Source organism: Hymenobacter sp. PAMC 26628 (assembly GCF_001562275.1).
Taxonomy (GTDB): Bacteria; Bacteroidota; Bacteroidia; order Cytophagales; family Hymenobacteraceae; genus Hymenobacter.
On the sequence record NZ_CP014304.1, the window covers coordinates 1730971 to 1749250 of the forward strand.

An 18280-nucleotide genomic window follows, 5' to 3' on the forward strand; every position below is an offset into this window, starting at 1 on the left:
CGAAAAGGCAAAGGAAGGGAGGGCCGCCCCGGCGGGGCAGCGCGAAAAGCCGGGCCACGGGGGCCCCTAGTTGGCGCTCAAGTCGTTGAAGAGCAGCAGGCTGCCCTGCGTCACCACTTGGTCGTTGGGGTGCAGGCTGCCGCCCACGTAGGTGTAGCGGTCGGTGTTGCGCAGCACCTTTACCGGCACCAGCTCGTAGGACTTGCTGGCGTCGTCGCCCGACTTCAGCTCGGGCGTGCCGGGCCGGCGGCGGACGACGAAGTACTGGTCGTTGCTGAAAATCAACGACTTGGGGTTCACGGCCAGGGCCTGGCCGGGGCGCTGCAAGTCGAGGGTGATGCTGCAAAACATGTCGGGCTTGAGCAGGCCGCCGGGGTTGGGCAGCTCCACGCGGGCCTGGAGCACCTTGGTGTCGGCGTCCACCACGTTGCTGATGTTGGTGATGGTGCCCTTAAACGTCTTGTCGGGGTAGGCCAGGGCCGTGATGTTCACCGGCTGGCCCACCTTCACGGCGGCCACGTCGCTCTCGTAAATGTTGAGCAGCACCCACACCCGGCTCAGGTCCGAGATTACGAAGAGCGGCGTGTTGTTGTCGGGCCGCAGCTGCATGCCGGCGTTGATGTTGCGCTCCACCACGAAGCCGCTGGCGGGGGCCTTCACGGTGTAGGTGGGCTGGGCCCCGCCGGTGCCCTGGGCGTTGCCGCCGTAAATCTTGAGCACCTGCGAGGTGCGGTTCAGGGCCGAGCGGGTTTTGTCGAGCTGGGCGCGGGCGGCAATCAGGTCGTTCTGTGAGGCGAAGTTGGACTTGTAAAGCTGCTCGGTGTTGGCGGCGTTGCGCTCGGCCACGGCGTAGTCGGAGCGGGCCCCGTTGTAGTCGTTTTGGTAGCCGCTCACGTCGGCGCTCTGCACGCGGGCCAGGGCCTGGCCCTGCTGCACCCGCTGGCCCAGGGCGGCCGTCACGTCGAGCACGTTGCCGCTCACCACCGGAAACACCCGGTCCACGCGCCGCTGGTCGTAGCCCACCTTGCCGGTGAAGCGCAGCTCCTGGTCGGGGCTGCGCAGCAGCACCGTGTCGGTGCGGTAGCCTGAGCCCAGGTCCTTGGTGTTCACGGGCAGCTTGTCTTCTGGTTTGGTCTTGCAGCCGGACAGGAAGCCGGTAGTGCCCACGACCAGGAGCACGGGCAACAAATGGGAAATGCGCATTACGAACAATAAAATAGCAGTTGCGAAAGAGGGGAGGGGGCCGCGCCGTGGGGCCCTAGTCTTGGAAGACGGGGGTGTTGGTCACGAAATTGACTTGCTGCTTGGCCTGCTCCAGGCGGTTGCCGATGTCAATCAGGTTGAGCTGGGCGGCGTTGTAAGCCCGAAACTTGTCGATGAAGCTCACCAAGTCAATCAGCCGGCGCTTGTAGTCAGCGGCGGCGTTGCGGCTCACGTCGGCGATGGTGGCCACGTACTCGGGCGTCACGCTGCGGCGCAGCTCGGTGGCGCGCTGCACCTGCTCCACGGCGGCGGCCACGTCCTGCTCCACCTGCAACTTGTTCTGGTTCAGGCCCTGGGCACTCTGCTGGATGCCCACCTGCGCCGCCTGGATGTTGCCCTGGTTGCGGTTGGCCACGGGCAGGTCGATGGCGGTTTGCAGGCCGTAGTAGTGGGCGTAGGCGTTGCCGTAGCTGGCGTAGTCGGCCCCGATGGTGAGCTTGGGCACGGCCAGCGCGTGCTGCAAGCGCAGGTTTTGTTGGGCGTAGTCGGTTTGCTTGGTGGCGGCGCGCAGGTCGGGCCGGTACTGGTAGGCCAGGGTCGTGAGGTCGGCCAGGGTGGGCAGCGTGGCGGGCGGCGCGGGCAGCAGGTCTTGGCCGATGGGGGCCACAAACGTGGTGCCCGGCAGCGCCAAGAACACGCGCAGCGCGGCCTCGTCCTGCCCCAGCTGAGTGAGCTGGTCGGAACGGTCCTTCTCCAGGCTCTGGCGCTCCAGCTCCAAGCGCGTCACCTCGAAGCCGGCCACCGTGCCCAGCCGCAGCTGCTCGCGGAAGCCCACCAGCAGGCGCGCCAGCTGGTCGCGCTGGGCGCGCAGCAGGTCCAGCTTGCGCCGCTCGGCCACCACGTTAAAAAACGTTTGCGAGAGCTGGAAGCGCGAGTTGCGCAGCAAATCCTCAAAGGCGGCCTGCTGCACCTCGGCGTTGGTGCTGCTGAGCTGCACGAGCTTGGCGCGGCTGCCCGAGAGGTTGATGAGCTGCTGCAATTGCAGCACCACCGTGTTGCCGGTGGGGTTGTTGGGGTCCAGGGATTTATCGGTGCCAAACGGGAAAAATTGCCGCGTGTTGGGGTTGTAGGCGTTCACCTCAGCCGACAGGTTGGGGTTGTCGCGCAGGGCCGACTGCACCACCGTGGCCTGCGCCAGGTTCACGTTGAAGCGCTGGGCCAGCAGCTGGAAGTTGGTTTGCACAAACTGCTGCTGGGCCTCTGCCAGCGTCAGGCGCAGCGTGTCGGCGGCCCCCAGCGCCGCCCGAATGGGCACCCCGGCGGGCATGCCCGGCACCACGGGGTACTGGCCGTAGCCGGGGCTGCCGGCCATCGGCGCGGTACCAGCCTGGCCGGGCTGGGCCAGCTGGTTGGTAGGTAGGGCCCCGGCGGCGGGCGTTTGGCCGGGGGCCTGGGCGGGGCGGGCGGCGGGCTGGCCGGGGGCGGCCGGTAAGGCGTTGGGGGTGCCGGCCTGGGGGCGCGACATGCTCGAGGGGGGCCTGGGGGTGGCCATACGCTGGGCCCGGCCCAGGCCCGGCAGCAGCCCCAGCCCCCCGGCCACGGCCAGGGTTCGGAAAAAACGTGCGGTTAATCGCATAAAAAACGCGCCGGCCCAACGGCCGGCAAGCAACAAGGAAGGGGTGAAGGGGCCCCGGGGCAACGCTGCCCCGAAGACTTACACAAAAGTCCTGCTGCCGTATTAGACCGGTATTAAAGGCACATTAGAAACGGATTAAAATTTAAATTATTTATAAAAAAAGAGGGCCCCGGGGCCCTCTTTTGGGTTCATTGTTGGCTGCAAGCCGCCGTACTACTGCGCTGAGCGGTATCGTAAATCGCCCTAGTACATCACATTCGCCCCGGCCACGGTGTAGAGCGGGTCTTCCTCGATGTTGACGTCGACTAGGGGCCCAGCCTGGCCCAGTAGGTGCCGCGAATCGGGGCTGAGGTGGCGCAGGGGCACAGTTTTGCCCAGGCGCTGGTAGCGCTCGGTGAGCTTGTGCAGCGCGTCGATGGCCGACATGCCGGCGACGCGGCTTTCGCGGAAGTCGATGATGACTTTGGCAGGGCCGCCGTTCACGTCAAGCTTCTCGCCGAAGGCCTGCGCCGAGCCGAAGAACAGGGGCCCAAAGATTTCGTAGTGGCGCACGCCGGCCGCGTTCACGTGCTTGCGGGCCCGGATGCGCTTGGCGTTTTCCCAGGCAAAGGCCAGGGCCAACACCACCACGCCCAGCAGCACGGCCAGGGCCAGGTTCTGCGACACGGCCGTGGCGATGGTCACGAGCAGCATCACCAGCACGTCGGCGCGGGGCATGCGGCGCAAAATACGCAGGCTGGCCCATTCAAATGTGCCGATGACGACCATGAACATTACGCCCACCAGCGCCGCCAGCGGCAGCCGCTCGATCAGCCCCGCGCCGGCCACCACAAACAGCGCCAGGGCCCCTTCGCCACCACGCCCGAGAGCCGCCCACGCCCGCGCGATTCGAGGTTGACCATCGTTTGGCCAATCATGGCGCAACTGCCCATGCCGCCGGTCAGGCCCGAGGCCAGGTTGGCCAGGCCCTGGGCCACGCAGTCCTGGTTGCCGCGCCCGCGGGTTTCGGTCATCTCGTCCACCACCGTCCGCATCAGCAGGCTTTCGGTGAGGCCCGCCAGCGCCATAATGAAGGCGTAGGGCCCCACCAGCGCCAGCGTAGCCCACGTGAAAGGCACCTGCGGCACATGAAACGTGGGCAGCCCGCCGGCGATGGAGGCAATGTCGCCCACCGATTTCGTGCGCAGTCCGCCCAAAATCACGGGGCGGCGCGAGTGGGGCAGCGCCCAGGTTGGCCGCGGCGGCTGAGCAAACCTTGGCGCACGGGGTCCCCGCCCGCTGGCAGGGCGTCCGTGCGCCGCCGGCACCGGGCGGGGGGGCATTAGGCCGGCAGCCACACCTCGGCCACGGTGCCCTGCCCGGGGGCCGATTGCAAGGCCAAGGTGCCGCCGTGCAGTTCCACAATGCGGCGGGCCAGCGGCAGCCCCACGCCGTGGCCCACCACGCCCCGCGCTTCGGCGGCGCGGAAGAACGGCTGGAATACGTTGGTCAGGTCGGCGGCGGCGATGCCGGCGCCGGCGTCGGCCACTTCCAGGCGGAAGCCGCCAGCCAGGCAGCGCAGGCGCAGGTCCACAGTAGCGGGGGCGGGCGAGTACTTCAGGGCGTTGTCGACGAGGTTGCCCACGGCCCGGGCCAGCAGGGCCCGGTGGCCGACGATTTCCAGCGCGGCTGGATCGTCGGGCAGGGGCCCCAGGTCGACGTGCACGCGCCCGCGCTGGGCCGGCGGCAGGGCCCCGCGCACCTCCCACAGCAGCTCGTCGAGGCGCACCTCCTCGGTGAGGGCCCCGACAGCATCGGCCTGTGCTAGGTCCAAAAGGTTGTTGATGAGAGTTTTGAGCTGCTGTAATTCGGCCAACACTGAGGCGGCGCCCTCGCGGTAGGTGGCCGCTTCCCGCTCGCGCGCCAGCAGCACTTGCAGCTCGCCAATGCTGGCCGTGAGCGGCGTGCGCAGCTCGTGCGAGGCATTGCGCACGAAGGTGCGCTGGCCCTCGAAGCTGGTTTCGAGCCGGGCCAGCAGGCGGTTAAAGGTGCGGGCGAGGCGCGTCAGCTCGTCGCGCTCGGAGGTGCGCAGCGGCGTTTCGTCCACGCGTCGGTGCAGGTCCTGCGCCGTGATGCGGTCCACCTGGTCGTTGAGGGCCGCGATGGGGGCCAGGGCGCGCCCCGCAAACCCCCGCCCGGCCAGGTAAATCACCAGCAAGCTCACCACAAACACCACCCCCATGATGCTGGCCAGGTACTCGAGGCGCTGGCGTCCGTACTTATTTTCGGCCGCAGCCACAATGATGTAGTCGCCCTGGTTATCGCGGTAAAAAATGCCTACCGCCTGCCGGTTCCCCAGCGTAAAATACAATTCCTTGGAGGCCACGATGCGCGCCAGCGTGGCGTCGGACAGCTGCACCCGGCGGTCGGCGGCCACGAAGCGCACCCGCATGTACTCGTCGTACACCTGCAAAATCTCGTTGTTGAGGGCTTGCAGGTACTTCTTTTCGAAGTCGCGGAAGGCCCCGGCGCGCATCTCGTCCTTTTCCAGGTAGATGTAGCCCGTCACCTGGGCCCGGTCGCGCAGCCGCTGCCGGAATTCACGTCCCGTGTAGCTCTCCTGTAAGGCAAACACGCCCGCCAGCACGGCCAGCAGCAGCACCGCCACTATGCCCAAAAACAGCCACGTCAGTCGGTTGCGAATGGTCATTTTTTAATAATATGAAAATGTGCTGAATGTGAAAAATGTAATTTTCAGTTGATTTACCAAATACGAAAAGGCAAAAACCATTGCCCCTGCTTGGTTAATAAAGGCATTCTCACATTCAGCACATTTTCACATTTTAAAGAATTATTCCTCCCGCATCACGTAGCCCATGCCCACTACGGTATGAATCAGCTTTCTATCGAACCCTTTGTCCACCTTGTTGCGCAAATAATTGACGTATACGTCAATCACGTTCGAGCCCGTGTCGAACGATTCTTCCCAGGTGTGCTCGGCAATTTCGCCCCGGCTCAGCACGCGGCCCTGGTGGCGCAGCAGCAGCTCCAGCAGGTTGAACTCGCGGGCGGTGAGCTTAATGGGCTGGCCGGCCCGCACCACCGTTTTGGCGGCCGTGTCCACGGTCAGGTCGGCCAGGTGCAGCTGGTTGCCCTTGGCCTCGTGGCCGCGGCCGCGGCGGCGCGTGAGGGCCCGCACGCGGGCCAGCAGTTCCACGAAGTCGAAGGGCTTCACCAAGTAATCGTCGGCGCCGCCGTCGAAGCCCAGCAGCTTGTCCTCGGTGGTACCCAGGGCTGTGAGCATGAGGATGGGCAGGTTTTGGTCCTGGGCGCGCACGGCCCGCAGCACCTCCAGCCCGCTCTGGCCGGGTAGTATCACGTCCAGAATCAGCAGGTCGAACGCCTGGCCCAGGGCCAGGCGCTGGCCGTAGGGCCCGTCGTAGGCCACGGTCACGTCGTAGCCCTCTTCCTCCAGCCCGCGCCGGATAAAGGCCGACACCTTGGGCTCGTCTTCTACTAACAGTATTTTGGTCGGCATGTGCTGCAAAATAACGCCGCGGCCGCCGCAAGTGCGGTTGCCGCCGCCGTGGGGGCCCCGGCCCGGCGGTGCTGCCCTGCGGAAATACTACATTTGGCTTGCCCGGCGTTGGCTATGCGCTCACCCTGCCTTCCCCAAGCTCCCCGTGAAACAATACCTGCTTAGCCTGCTACTGGTGGCGCCCGGGCTGGCCCCGGCCCAAACCAGCTATCCTTTCGCGGTGAAGGGCAAAGTCGGGCACTTAAATGCGCCGGCCAAAATTTACCTGGTGCGCGGGCCCGAGCGCCTGGACTCGGCTGTCTTAAAAAACGGCGCGTTTGAATTAAAGGGCAGCACGCAGGTGCCCTCGTCGGCCGATTTGGTGCTGGAGCGCGGTGGTAAGCTGCGGGATGGCTGGGTAAACAAAATGTATTTTAAGTCACCGGACCGCGTCGGTTTATTTTTAGAAGCCGGCCTCATCCTGGTCACCAGCGCCGACTCGCTGCCCAAGGCACGCCTCACGGGCGGCCCCCTCACTGCTGATTACCAGCGGTTCCAGGCTTCGCTGCAACCCCTCCTCGACAAGCAAAAAGCGCGGGGGCTTGAGTACCGCAAGGCATCGGAGGCGCAGCGCAAAGACCCGGCGTTCGCGGAGCGGATGCAGGCGCAAGGCCAGGCCAGCTTCGCGGAATACAATCGCTACACCCTGGCGTTTATCAAGGCCAACCCAACTTCCTGGGTGAGCCTGGAAATGCTGACGCAAGCCATGGCCGTGCCCGAGTACACGGAAGTGGCCCCCCTCTACAACGCATTCAGCCCCGCCCTAAAAAACAGTGCGCCCGGCCGCAAATACGGTGAAATGCTCCAGCGCCTCCAGGCGGTGGCAATTGGGGCGCAGGCGCCCGGCTTCACCCAGCCCACGCCCGACGGCAAGCCGGTTTCGCTGGCCGACTACCGGGGCAAGTACGTGCTGGTCGATTTCTGGGCTTCCTGGTGCGGGCCCTGCCGCGCCGAGAACCCCGCCGTAACGAAGGCTTACCAGGCCTACAAAGGCCGCAACTTCGAGGTCCTGGGGGTGTCGCTCGACGACGAAGAAAGCCGGGGGAAGTGGCTGAAAGCCATTGAGGAAGACCACTTGCCCTGGACCCAAGTATCGGACTTGCATGGCTTTGAAGGCGAGGTGGCCCGCCGCTACAACGTGCGCGCCATTCCCCAGAATTTCCTGATTGACCCAACCGGCAAAATCATTGCCACCAACCTGCGCGGCGACGAGTTGCAGGCAGCGCTGGCGCGGTACGTGAAGTAGCCCCTGGGGCGGGGCCCCCGGGGGCCCTAGTCGTCCTCGTAATCCAGGCCCAGGCAGCTGTTCAGGGCCTGTTGCAGCTCGCTGGCGGCGTGCATCTGGGCCGCCTTGCGGCTCACTGCCAAGCCCTTGCGGTACACTTGCTCGGCCTCGTCTTTGCGGCCGAAGCCCTCGAGCAGCTTGCCGGCGTGGTAGTAGGTGCCTACGTAGTCGGGGTGCTCGGCCAGGAGTTTTTGGTAGTATTCCCAGGCCACCAGGGGCTCGGCGGCGCGGTACTCGGTGGCCAGGGCGTAGACGGTGAACGGGTCGGCGGGGTCGTCGGCGTAAAAGGCTAACAGTTGTTCTAAACGGGAGGGGGCAGCGCTCATTGGAGTGGGAGAATTGGCTATCTTTGGGCCGGCAAAAGTGCGGCTTTTACGCCGTATGTTAATGATAACACGCGCCGGCCCCCCGCGGATGAACCTCCGGGGCATACGGTCGGTTGTTATGCATGCCGCCTATTTTTACGCTCTCCGCTCACTCAAATTTTGCCTAGATGAAGTTTCTGGTTTGCATTTCCAACGTGCCCGACACGACCACCAAAATTAGCTTTACGCCCGATAATAAGGAGTTTAACAAAGCCGGGGTGCAGTTCGTCATCAACCCCTGGGACGAATACGCCCTCACCCGCGCCATCGAGCTGAAGGAGGCTAACGCCGGCAGCACCGTGACGGTGCTGAACGTGGGCGAGGCCGACACCGAGCCCAACATCCGCAAGGCCCTGGCCATCGGCGCCGACGACGCCATTCGCGTGAACGCCGCCCCGCAGGACGCCTTTTTTGTGGCTGAGCAAATTGCGGCCGTGGCCAAAGACGGCGGCTACGACGTGATTTTGATGGGCAAGGAAAGCATCGACTACAACGGCTTCCAGGTGCACGGCATGGTGGGCGAGCTGCTCGGCATCCCCACGGTGGCCCCGGCCATGAAACTGGACATGGCGGGCACCACCGCCACACTGGAGCGCGAAATTGAGGGCGGCAAGGAGATTGTGGAAGTGAGCACGCCCTTCGTGGCCTCGTGCCAGCAGCCCATGTGCGAGCCCCGCATCCCCAACATGCGCGGCATCATGACGGCCCGCACCAAGCCCCTGAAGGTGGTAGCCCCCGTGGGCGACCCCGCCCGCACCCAGGTGGCCGAATTCGCGCTGCCCCCCAAGAAGCAGGGCGTCAAGCTCATCGACGCCGCCAACGCCGGCGAGCTCATCAAGCTGCTGCGCAACGAAGCCAAAGTCATCTAATTCTATTTGTCAGGCTGACGAAGGAAGCATCTTATCACGGCTGCTTTCGTCGCAATCACTAATTCTTACGGCGCTAGCGTGATAAGGTCCTTCGCTGCGCTCAGGATGACAAAAAAGCAAAAATCATGTCTGTTCTAGTTGTAGTTGAATGCGCCGAGGGCGAAGTGAAGAAGTCGTCGCTTGAAGTGGCTACCTATGGGGCCCAGGTGGCCGCCATGCTGGGCACCACGGCCACGGCCGTGGCCGTGGGCGAAGCCACGGAAGCCAACCTGGCCAAGCTCGGCGAGCAAGGCATTACGAAAGTGCTGTACGACGCCGAGCCCCGCCTGAAAGATTTTGTGAACAACGCCTACACCAAGCTCATCGCCACGGCGGCCGAGCAGGAGGGGGCCCAAGTGCTGGTGCTGGCCAATTCCAACATCGGTGCCTCGGTGGGCTCGCGCCTGTCGGTGCGCCTTAAGGCCAGCCTGGCCACCAACGCGGTGGAGTTGCCCAAAACCGACGGCGGCCAGTTCGTAGTGAAGCGCGGCGCGTTTTCGGGCAAGGCGTTTTCGGACGTGGTGCTCAGCGGCGACCGCAAAATCATCGCCGTGAAAAAGAACAGCCTGGAGGCCCAGCACGAAGCTGGGAAAACCGCCGAGGTGGTGGCCTTCGCTGCTCAGCTGTCGGACGCTGACTTTGCCGACGCCCCCAAGCAAGTGGTGATGCAAGAGCAAACCGGCGGCGTGCTGCTGCCCGAGGCCGAACTCGTGGTATCGGGCGGCCGCGGCATGAAGGGCCCCGAAAACTGGCACCTCATCGAGGACCTGGCCAAGGCCCTGCACGCCGGCACGGCCTGCTCGAAGCCGGTGAGCGACGTGGACTGGCGCCCCCACCACGAGCACGTGGGCCAAACGGGCATCACCATTTCGCCCAACCTGTACATTGCCTGCGGCATTTCGGGCGCCATCCAGCACTTGGCCGGCGTGAACAGCTCGAAGGTCATCGTGGTCATCAACAAAGACCCCGAAGCGCCATTTTTCAAAGCCGCTGATTACGGCATTGTGGGCGATGTGTTCGACGTGCTGCCCAAGCTGACGGCCGCCGTAAAAGAATTGAACTAGCCCCGCGGGGCCGGCAGGAACCTGGGGCCCCGGAACATATTCCGGGGCCCCAGGTTCTTTTTTTTGCCTGGCGCGTTTTTCTTCCGGGCCGTTCTCCTTTATTTGTCGTAACGTTCAAAAATTAATCTTACCTTCTAAGGCCCCCCGTTTGCCCGGGGCCCCAACCGCAGGTCAGCGGTAGCCAACTTCCCTTGAAAAAAATCCAGCTTGAAATTTTAGGCCTTTCCTCCAGCCAGTCGCAGTCCGGCTCCTTCGCCCTGATCCTGGGCGAGAAGCACGGCAACCGCCGCTTGCCCATCATCATCGGCATGTTCGAGGCCCAAAGCATTGCCATCCAGATTGAGAAAATCAGCCCCACCCGGCCGCTGACGCACGATTTGTTCAAGGCCTTTGCCGAGCACGTCCACGTGGCCATCATCGAGGTGGTGATTTCCGACCTTAAGGAGGGTGTGTTCTACTCGCGCATTGTGTGCTCGGACGGCGCCACCACGTTCGAAATCGACGCCCGGCCCTCCGATGCCATCGCCATTGGCCTGCGCTTCGACGTGCCCATCTTCACGGTGGAAAGCGTACTGAGCGAGGCCGGCATCATCCTGTCCGATCTTGACGAGGGCGGAGAGGAAAGCGACGACGAGGACGACGACGATACCGACGGCGAAGCCGAAACCCCCAAGGCCCCGCGCCCCACCGAGCCCAGCGGCCAGGTGCCGGTCGAAGAGCTCAGCAAGATGCTGAGCCAGGCCCTCGAAAAGGAAGACTACGAGAAAGCCGCCAAGATCCGCGACGAACTCAACAAGCGCAACGGCCAGTAGGGCCCCGCAATACTTATCAAAAGCGCCTTTCCCACCCGGGGAGGCGCTTTTGCTTTTAGCCATTTTTTGCCTTAATCTTTGCCAATGAATCCTTCTGACGATGCCCTGCGCTACCCCACAGGCCGACCCGCCCTGCCCACGGCCCCGCTGGGGCCCCCCGGCCGCGCGCCCTACTTGCAGCAGCTGGCCAACTTGCCAAGCCAGCTTGCTGCCGCAGCCCAGGCCGTGGGCGGCGTACGCCTGGAGCAACCCTACCGCCCCGGCGGCTGGAGCGGCCGCCAGGTCACCCACCACGTGGCCGACTCGCACCTCAATGCCTACGCCCGCTTCAAGCTGGCCCTGACGGAAGACTACCCCACTATCCGCCCCTACGACGAAGCGGCCTGGGCCGAGCTGCCCGACGTGGCCGCCACGCCCGTCACCACATCGCTGGTCCTGTTGGAGTCCTTGCACACGCGCTGGCTGGTGCTGCTGCACCACCTCGATGAGGTGCAGTGGCAGCGCACGTTCTACCATCCCGGCTACAAAACCACGTCCACGTTGGAGCAGGCCCTGGTGCTGTACGCCTGGCACGGGCGCCACCACCTGGCCCACTTAGAATTGCTGAAGTAAAAAAGAGGGCCCCAGCTAATAGCGGGGCCCTCTTTTGCAAAGCCGTGGGGCCCTAAATGTTGGCCCCCTCGGGATGCTCGTCGGTGATGGCGGCGAGGCCGCCTTCGTCGTCCACCCGCTTAGCGGCGCGCACCAGGCTGCTGCTAAAGATGAACTCCTTAAGCTCCGGCACTTCCACGTTCAGGATTTCGTCCTTGGTGCCGTCCCACAGCTTTTCGCCCTTGTGGAGGAAAATGATGTGCTCCCCGATTTCAATCACCGAGTTCATGTCGTGGGTCACAATGACGGTGGTGATGTTGTACTCGTGGGTGATTTCGTGAATCAGGTTGTCAATTTTGATACTCGTGGCCGGGTCGAGGCCCGAGTTGGGTTCGTCGCAAAACAGGTAAGTACACTGCGGGGCGATGGCGCGGGCGATGCCCACGCGCTTTTTCATGCCGCCCGAAATCTCGGCTGGCATCTTGTTGCCCGCGTTTTCCAGGCCCACGCGCTTGAGGCAAAATTCCACCCGGTCCCGGCGCTCGTCGGCCAACATTTCGGGCGTGAGCATTTGCAGGGGGAAGGCCACGTTTTCGGCCACCGTCATCGAGTCGAACAGCGCCGAGCCCTGGAACAGCATCCCGATTTTGCGGCGGATTTCCTGGCGGATGGCCACCTTGTTGTTGGTGTACACCGTGCCATCGAAGGTAATGGAGCCGATGTCGGGCTTCATCAGGCCCACAATGCACTGCAAGAGCACACTTTTGCCCGTGCCCGAGCCGCCAAGCAGCAAATTGCACTTGCCCGTTTCGAAGACGCAGTTAATACCGCGGAGCACGGGGTTGCCGTCGAAAGCTTTTTGGACGTTAGATACTTCAATCATGAGATTTAGCTGTTGGCTGATAGCTGTTAAACACCTGCTTTTAACGAATAAAAGCTAGCAGCTTAAAGTAGAACGGCGGCCAGCACGAAGTCGGCGATGAGGATGGCGATGATGGAGTTGGTAACGGCGCCGGTGCTGGCCGCGCCTACTTCCAGGGCCCCACCCGTGGTATTGAACCCTTTGAAGGAGGAAATACCCGAAATTAAGAACGCAAAAACCACCGATTTAATCAGCGCAAACACGATGTTGTAGGGTACAAAATCCTCGCGAATGCCCTCAATAAAATCTTGCGGGGCCATGGCACCGGTGAGCGTACCGGCCAAGTAGCCACCCAGAATGGACAGCACCATGGCCAAAACCACGAGCAGCGGAAACATGAGGATGGAGGCCAGCATGCGCGGAAACACCAAGTACGAGGCCGAATTGATGCCCATCACCTCCAGCGCCGATACTTGCTCGGTGATGCGCATGGTGCCCAGCCCCCCGGCGATGCTGCTGCCCACCTTGCCCGCCAGCACGATGCTGGTGATGGTGGGGGCCAGCTCCAAAATCGTCATTTCGCGCACCATGTAGCCGATGGTGGCCTTGGGAATGAGCGGATTGGTGAGGTTATAAGCAATCTGCACGCAGGTTACGGCCCCGATAAAGGCCGACACGATGGCAACGATGAATACCGAATCGACGCCGATGAGCATGGCCTCGTCGACGGTACGGGCCCAAAGCACGGCCACCCGTTCGCGGCGGCTGAGCATACCTTGCAGGAAAAGGACAAACTTGCCAAAAGTTGTAAACATAAAGTCAGGTGCGAAGCGGTAAGGTAAAGGGATAACAATCGGGCGCGCGAAGTGCTGCCGGGCAGCTTACGTAAAAACCAAGAAAACGAGTGGAAGCAAACCAAAATTTAGTCGTTGTTACCGGCGGAACCAAAGGTATCGGGCGGGCCGTAGTGTTGCGCTTTGCCCGGGCCGGTTACGCGGTGGCCACCTGCGCCCGCGCCGCCGACGAGCTGGCCGTGCTGGCCGCCACCGTGGCGCACCACGTGCCCGGGGCCGTGCTGCACACCCTCCCCGCCGACCTGGCCGACCCGGCCGGCTGCGCGCACTTCGCCGAGTTTGTGCTGGCCCAACCGGGCACGCTGGCCGCCGTGGTGCACAACGCCGGGGCCTTCCTGCCCGGCCGCCTGCAAGACGAGCCCGCCGACGGCTCGCAGCTGCGCCAGTTGCTGGCCGTGAACCTGCTCAGCGCCTACGACCTCACGCGGGCGCTGCTGCCCACGCTCATCCGGCAGGGCAGCGGGCACATTTTCACGCTCTGCTCCACGGCCAGCATCACGGCCTACCCCACGGGCGGTTCCTACGGCATCGCCAAGCACGCCCTCTACGGCTTCACCCGCAACTTGCGCGAAGAGCTTAAGGACCAAGGCATTCGGGTAACGGCCGTGCTGCCCGGGGCCACCCTCACTGCCAGCTGGGAGGGCGTGGACCTGCCCGCCGAGCGCTTCATTCGGGCCGACGACGTGGCCGAGGCCATCTTCGGGGCGTTCAGCCTTTCGCCCCAGGCCGTGGTTGAGGAGCTGCTGATTCGGCCCCAGTTAGGTGATATTTAATGAGGGCCCTGGGGCCCGGCAGCACTGAGGCCGTTACTTTGCACCCCGGCCCCGCCCGCGTTGCGATGGGGGCCCCGCATTCTTTTTAGAAGTACCCCATGGACTTATCCGGCAAAATCGCCATCGTCACGGGCCCCGCCAAGGGCATCGGCCGCGCCACCGCCGAGGCGCTCCTGCAAAAAGGGGCCCTGGTGGCCGGCTGGGGCCGCACTGCGCCCGAGGGCTTGGACCACGAGCGGTTCCAGTTCTTTGAATGCGACGTGCGCGACGAGCACGACGTGGCCGAGGCCTTCACCAACACCCAACGCGAGTTGGGGCCCGAAATCCACGTGCTGGTGAACAACGCCGGCGTGGGCGTGATGGGCGACGTGGACGGCTTCGACAGCGCCGACTGGCAGCTGATGTTCGAAACGAACGTGAACGGGCCGTTTTTCTGCACCCGCGCCGTGTTGCCGCAGATGAAAAAGCAGCAGGCTGGCCACATCGTCAACGTGGCCTCGCTGGCCGGTACGGTGGGCACCGAGGGCATGGCGGGCTACTGCGCCACTAAGTATGCGCTGCGCGGCTTCTCCGACGCGCTGTTTAAGGAGCTGCGGCCCGACGGCATCCGCGTCACCTGCGTTATGCCCGGCTCGGTCGAAACCAACTTCAACGGCGGCCAGCCCGGGGCCCAGCCCAACCCCTACAAGATGCAGCCCGCCGACGTGGCCGACGCCATTGTGCACGCCCTGGAAGCCTCCGCGGCCATCATGGTGTCGGAAATCCAGCTGCGGCCGGCGCAAGTCAAAAAGTAATAGCTTAGTTATTAGTTGCTCGTTGTTAGTTGTCAGAATGTGCTGTCGGCAATTAAAGCGAACGAACAACTGACAACTAGCACTGACAACTAAAATGGTAGAAATAGAACACCTGAGCAAAATCTACGGCACCCAGAATGCCGTGGATGACATCAGCTTCACGGCGGGCAAGGGCGAGATTGTGGGCTTCCTGGGGCCCAATGGCGCGGGCAAAAGCACGACCATGAAGATTGCCACCGGCTACCTGCCGCCCAGCGCCGGCACCGTGCGCGTGGCTGGCCACGACGTACAAACCGAGAGCCTGGCCGTGCGCCGCGAGGTGGGCTACCTGCCCGAGCACAACCCGCTCTACCTCGACATGTACGTGCACGAGTACCTCGAATTTATCGGGGCGGTGCACGGCCTGCGGGGCCCCAGCCTGCGCAACCGCGTGGCCGAGCTGGTGCGCCGCGTGGGCCTGAGCCGCGAGCAAAACAAGCAAATTGGGGCCCTGAGCAAGGGCTACCGCCAGCGCGTGGGCCTCGCCCAGGCGCTGCTCCATGATCCCAGCGTGCTCATTCTTGATGAGCCCACCACGGGCCTCGACCCCAACCAAATCCAGGAAATCCGGGAGCTGATTCGGGAAGTGAGCCACGACAAAACGGTGATTTTCAGCACCCACATCCTGCCCGAAGTCACGGCGCTGTGCTCGCGCGTCATCATCATCAGCCGCGGCAAGCTGGTGGCCGACAGCCCAGTGGCCGAGCTGGCCGCCCGCGCCGCCGGCGAAACCATCGTCCGCGCCGAATTTGAGGGCCCCGTGGACGCCGCCCGCCTGGCCCAGCTGCCCGGCGTGCGCGGCGTAGAGGCGGGCCCCGGCGGCTTCGTCAGCCTACGCAGCGCGCCCGGCACGGACTTGCGCGGCGCCATCTCGCGCCTTGCCGCCCAAGAGGGCTGGGTGCTGCTGGGCCTCCGCCAGGAGCAGCAGTCGCTGGAAGCCGTGTTTGGGGAATTGACGAAGTAAGTTTTTTAAATGTGGAGATGTGCGGATGTGGAAAATGTGGGAATTAAATAATTCTCATATCTCCCACATTATCACATTCCTCACATCAATCAATATATGCTCACTATTTTAAATAAAGAATTCAACGCTTTCCTGAACTCCGCCGTGGCCTACGTGGTGCTGGGGGTTTTTCTGGTGGCGACGGGCCTGTTCGTCTGGGTATTCCCCGACAGCAGCATCCTCGACTACGGGTTTGCCGATTTGCAGACGCTGTTTTCGCTGGCCCCCTGGCTGTTCCTGTTCCTGATTCCGGCCATCACCATGCGCACGTTTGCCGAGGAGAAAAAGGCCGGTACCATCGAGCTGCTGCTCACGCGCCCGCTCACCGACGGCCAGATCATCGGCGGCAAGTACCTGGCCTGCTTGCTGCTGGCACTGCTGGCGCTGGTGCCTACGCTGCTCTACTACTTCTCGGTCTACCGGCTGGGCAGCCCTCCCGGCAACATCGATTCGGCGGCCACCGTGGGCTCGTACCTGGGGCTGGCGCTGCTGGCGGCGGTGTTTGCGGCGGTGGGCGTGCTGGCCTCGGCGCTCACGCGCGACCAGATTATTGCCTTCCTGGTGGCCGTGGTGGGGTGCTTTTTGCTGTACTCGGGCTTCGATTCGCTGGCCTCGGTGCTCGACGGCAGCGCGGCGTACTACGTAAGCCAGCTCGGCATCGCGGCCCACTACCGCGACCTGAGCAAGGGCTTGGTGGACTCGCGCGACGTGGTATATTTTTTAAGTGTGGTGGCCGTGGCGCTGCAAGCCACGCGGTTGGTTTTGCGCAGCCGCAACTGGTAAATGGAAACGACGACTGACCACTTGCCCGCCCCCGGGGCCCCCGCCGTGCCCTCGCGCAAACGCGCCGATTTGCTGCGTTTTGCCGCCGTGCTGGGGGGCTTGCTGCTGCTGAATTTTATCGGCCAGCGCCTATTTGTGCGCCTCGACTTAACAGAGGAGAAGCGCTACACGATGGCCCCGGCCACCAAAAAGCTGCTCTCCGATTTGAAGGAGCCGGTCACCATCACGGTGTACCTCACCGGTGACTTTCCGCCCGCCTTCCGCCGCCTCGAGCAGGGCGTGCGCGAAACGCTGAACGAGTTCAAGGTGTACGGCGGGGCCAACCTGAACTACATTTTCATCGACCCCAGCGCGGGCAGCACCGAGGCCAACCGCAACAAGTTTTACCAGACGCTCTTCAAAAAAGGCTTGAAGCCCACTAACTTGGGTGCCACCGAAAACGGCAAGCGCGTCGAGAAAATTATCTTCCCCTGGGCCGTGGTGAGCGTGGGCGGTAAGGAGAAAAACGTGCTGCTGCTGCGCGGCAGCCAAACCGCCTCGCCCGATGTGCGCCTCAACCAAAGCATTGAGGGCCTGGAATATGAGCTGGCCAGCACTATCCGTAACTTGGTGCCCGGCCGCCGCAAACGCATCGGCGTGGTGCAGGGCCACGGCGAGCTGAGCAACGCCGAAGCCGGCGACATTCTGGGGGCCTGGCAGCAGCAGTACGACGTGTACCGCGTGACCCTCAGCCAGGTGCCGGACCTGCGGGCCCTCGACGCCATCGTGGTGGCCCAGCCCAAATCGCCGTACTCGGAGGAAGAGAAGTTCAAGCTCGACCAGTTCATCACGCAGGGCGGGCGGGCGCTGTTTTTCGTCGATGCCCTGCGCGTGGACCTCGACAGCGTGAGCCGCAACGGCGCCGCCCTGGCCACGCCCTACAATTTGAACCTTGACGACCTGTTCTTCAAGTACGGCCTGCGCCTGAACCAAAACCTGGTGCTCGACCTCAACTCGGGCCAGATTCCGCTGGTGACGGGTATGGAGGGCAACAAGCCCAAAATTGAGCCCATGCCCTGGCAGCTCTACCCGCTCGTTAACAAGTTCAGTGCCCACCCCATCACCCGCAACCTCGACGCGGTGTACCTCAAGTTTGCCGGCAACCTCGACACGGTGAAGGCCGTGGGCGTGCGCAAAACGGCCCTCATGACCACCTCGCGCTACACCCGCGTGCTGCCCGCCCCGGTGCCCATCAACTTCAACGACGCCCGCCTCGAGCCCAACCCCAAGCTCTACCAAAACGGGTTCCAGCCGGTGGGCTACCTGCTCGAAGGCCAGTTCAAGTCGCTGTTTGCCAACCGCACGCGGCCCGGCACCATGCAGTACCAGCCCGAGAAAAACGCCCAGGCCAAGCCCAGCAAAATCCTGGTCATCGCCGACGGCGACTTCATCCGCAGCGAAATCGATAAGAAAACCGGCCGCCCCCTGCGCCTGGGCTTCGACCGCCTCGCCAACACCGAATTCGCCAACCGCGAACTGGTCCTCAACGCCACCGATTACCTGCTCGACGACACCGGCCTCATCGCCGTGCGCGGCAAGCAAATCACCCTCCGCCCCCTCGACAAAGTGCGCCTCGCCGAGGAGCGCCGCCGCTGGCAACTCCTCAACCTGGGGGCCCCACTGCTGCTATTGGGCCTGTTTGGGGCCCTGCGCGCCTGGCGGCGCAAGCGGCGGTTTGCGAGTTTTGCAAGCTAAAGTTTAGCCCATTTAAAA

General features: G+C 63.7%; 19 protein-coding genes. 10 read left to right on the plus strand and 9 right to left on the minus strand.

All coding sequences use genetic code 11. The annotated features are described in order from the left end of the window. Positions 1-66: 66 nt before the first annotated feature. The 6 genes from AXW84_RS07670 to AXW84_RS07695 all read right to left on the minus strand — a co-directional run bounded on the left by AXW84_RS07670 (position 67) and on the right by AXW84_RS07695 (position 6356). A complete protein-coding gene (locus tag AXW84_RS07670; RefSeq protein WP_068230933.1) occupies positions 67-1203 on the minus strand; it encodes an efflux RND transporter periplasmic adaptor subunit in 1137 nt (378 codons plus the stop codon). A gap of 55 nt (positions 1204-1258) precedes the next feature. Beyond that, entirely contained in the window at positions 1259-2839 is a 1581-nt protein-coding gene (locus AXW84_RS07675) for a TolC family protein (protein ID WP_157886878.1), read from the minus strand. A gap of 243 nt (positions 2840-3082) precedes the next feature. Next, positions 3083-3670, minus strand: a complete 588-nt coding sequence (locus tag AXW84_RS25780) for an STAS domain-containing protein (RefSeq protein WP_068230939.1) — start codon at positions 3668-3670, stop codon at positions 3083-3085. Continuing rightward, positions 3649-4041: a SulP family inorganic anion transporter gene (locus tag AXW84_RS25785; protein ID WP_236943276.1), complete on the minus strand. Its 393-nt coding sequence runs from the start codon at positions 4039-4041 to the stop codon at positions 3649-3651. Before AXW84_RS25785 ends, AXW84_RS25780 begins: the two co-directional genes overlap by 22 nt. Before the next feature lie 119 nt (positions 4042-4160). Continuing rightward, on the minus strand, positions 4161-5528 hold the full coding sequence (locus AXW84_RS07690; protein WP_068230943.1) for a HAMP domain-containing sensor histidine kinase: 1368 nt from the start codon (positions 5526-5528) through the stop codon (positions 4161-4163). 141 nt (positions 5529-5669) lie between these two features. Next, entirely contained in the window at positions 5670-6356 is a 687-nt protein-coding gene (locus tag AXW84_RS07695) for a response regulator transcription factor (RefSeq protein WP_068230947.1), read from the minus strand. 145 nt (positions 6357-6501) lie between these two features. Here AXW84_RS07695 and AXW84_RS07700 point away from each other — a divergent pair, with 145 nt between their 5' ends. Continuing rightward, positions 6502-7641 (plus strand): TlpA disulfide reductase family protein, encoded by a 1140-nt coding sequence (locus AXW84_RS07700; protein WP_071892620.1) that lies wholly within the window; start codon positions 6502-6504, stop codon positions 7639-7641. 26 nt (positions 7642-7667) lie between these two features. Here the strand turns inward: AXW84_RS07700 and AXW84_RS07705 are convergent, their stop codons facing one another. Further along, entirely contained in the window at positions 7668-8006 is a 339-nt protein-coding gene (locus AXW84_RS07705) for a hypothetical protein (protein ID WP_068230953.1), read from the minus strand. A gap of 167 nt (positions 8007-8173) precedes the next feature. Here AXW84_RS07705 and AXW84_RS07710 point away from each other — a divergent pair, with 167 nt between their 5' ends. The 4 genes from AXW84_RS07710 (at position 8174) to AXW84_RS07725 (ending at position 11441) form a co-directional block, all read left to right on the plus strand. Next, entirely contained in the window at positions 8174-8914 is a 741-nt protein-coding gene (locus AXW84_RS07710; RefSeq protein WP_068230955.1) for an electron transfer flavoprotein subunit beta/FixA family protein, read from the plus strand. A 125-nt stretch (positions 8915-9039) separates the two neighbouring features. Next, the gene (locus AXW84_RS07715; protein WP_068230958.1) at positions 9040-10017 is read left to right on the plus strand and encodes an electron transfer flavoprotein subunit alpha/FixB family protein; all 978 of its coding nucleotides are present in this window, start codon (positions 9040-9042) and stop codon (positions 10015-10017) included. A gap of 191 nt (positions 10018-10208) precedes the next feature. After that, the gene (locus tag AXW84_RS07720; protein WP_068230961.1) at positions 10209-10829 is read left to right on the plus strand and encodes a bifunctional nuclease family protein; all 621 of its coding nucleotides are present in this window, start codon (positions 10209-10211) and stop codon (positions 10827-10829) included. Between the two features lie 84 nt (positions 10830-10913). Further along, a complete protein-coding gene (locus tag AXW84_RS07725; protein ID WP_068230964.1) occupies positions 10914-11441 on the plus strand; it encodes a YfiT family bacillithiol transferase in 528 nt (175 codons plus the stop codon). Positions 11442-11493: 52 nt separating this feature from the next. Here the strand turns inward: AXW84_RS07725 and AXW84_RS07730 are convergent, their stop codons facing one another. Together AXW84_RS07730 and AXW84_RS07735 are read right to left on the minus strand one after the other, a co-directional pair. Then, positions 11494-12303, minus strand: coding sequence for an ABC transporter ATP-binding protein (locus AXW84_RS07730; RefSeq protein WP_068230984.1), 810 nt, complete (start codon positions 12301-12303; stop codon positions 11494-11496). A 62-nt stretch (positions 12304-12365) separates the two neighbouring features. Beyond that, entirely contained in the window at positions 12366-13097 is a 732-nt protein-coding gene (locus AXW84_RS07735) for an MlaE family ABC transporter permease (RefSeq protein ID WP_068230987.1), read from the minus strand. Positions 13098-13249: 152 nt separating this feature from the next. Between AXW84_RS07735 and AXW84_RS07740 the strand changes: the two genes are divergently transcribed. The 5 genes from AXW84_RS07740 to gldG all read left to right on the plus strand — a co-directional run bounded on the left by AXW84_RS07740 (position 13250) and on the right by gldG (position 18262). Then, on the plus strand, positions 13250-13909 hold the full coding sequence (locus AXW84_RS07740) for an SDR family oxidoreductase (protein WP_236943277.1): 660 nt from the start codon (positions 13250-13252) through the stop codon (positions 13907-13909). A 98-nt stretch (positions 13910-14007) separates the two neighbouring features. Continuing rightward, complete coding sequence (locus AXW84_RS07745; RefSeq protein WP_068230994.1) at positions 14008-14703, plus strand: SDR family oxidoreductase; 696 nt, start codon at positions 14008-14010, stop codon at positions 14701-14703. Positions 14704-14797: 94 nt separating this feature from the next. Then, positions 14798-15706 carry a gliding motility-associated ABC transporter ATP-binding subunit GldA gene (gene gldA / locus AXW84_RS07750; protein WP_068230997.1) on the plus strand — a complete coding sequence of 303 codons (909 nt, stop codon included), beginning with the start codon at positions 14798-14800 and terminating at the stop codon, positions 15704-15706. A 96-nt stretch (positions 15707-15802) separates the two neighbouring features. Next, complete coding sequence (gene gldF / locus AXW84_RS07755) at positions 15803-16528, plus strand: gliding motility-associated ABC transporter permease subunit GldF (RefSeq protein ID WP_068231000.1); 726 nt, start codon at positions 15803-15805, stop codon at positions 16526-16528. Beyond that, positions 16529-18262, plus strand: a complete 1734-nt coding sequence (gldG, locus tag AXW84_RS07760) for a gliding motility-associated ABC transporter substrate-binding protein GldG (RefSeq protein WP_068231003.1) — start codon at positions 16529-16531, stop codon at positions 18260-18262. The last annotated feature ends 18 nt before the right edge of the window (positions 18263-18280 follow it).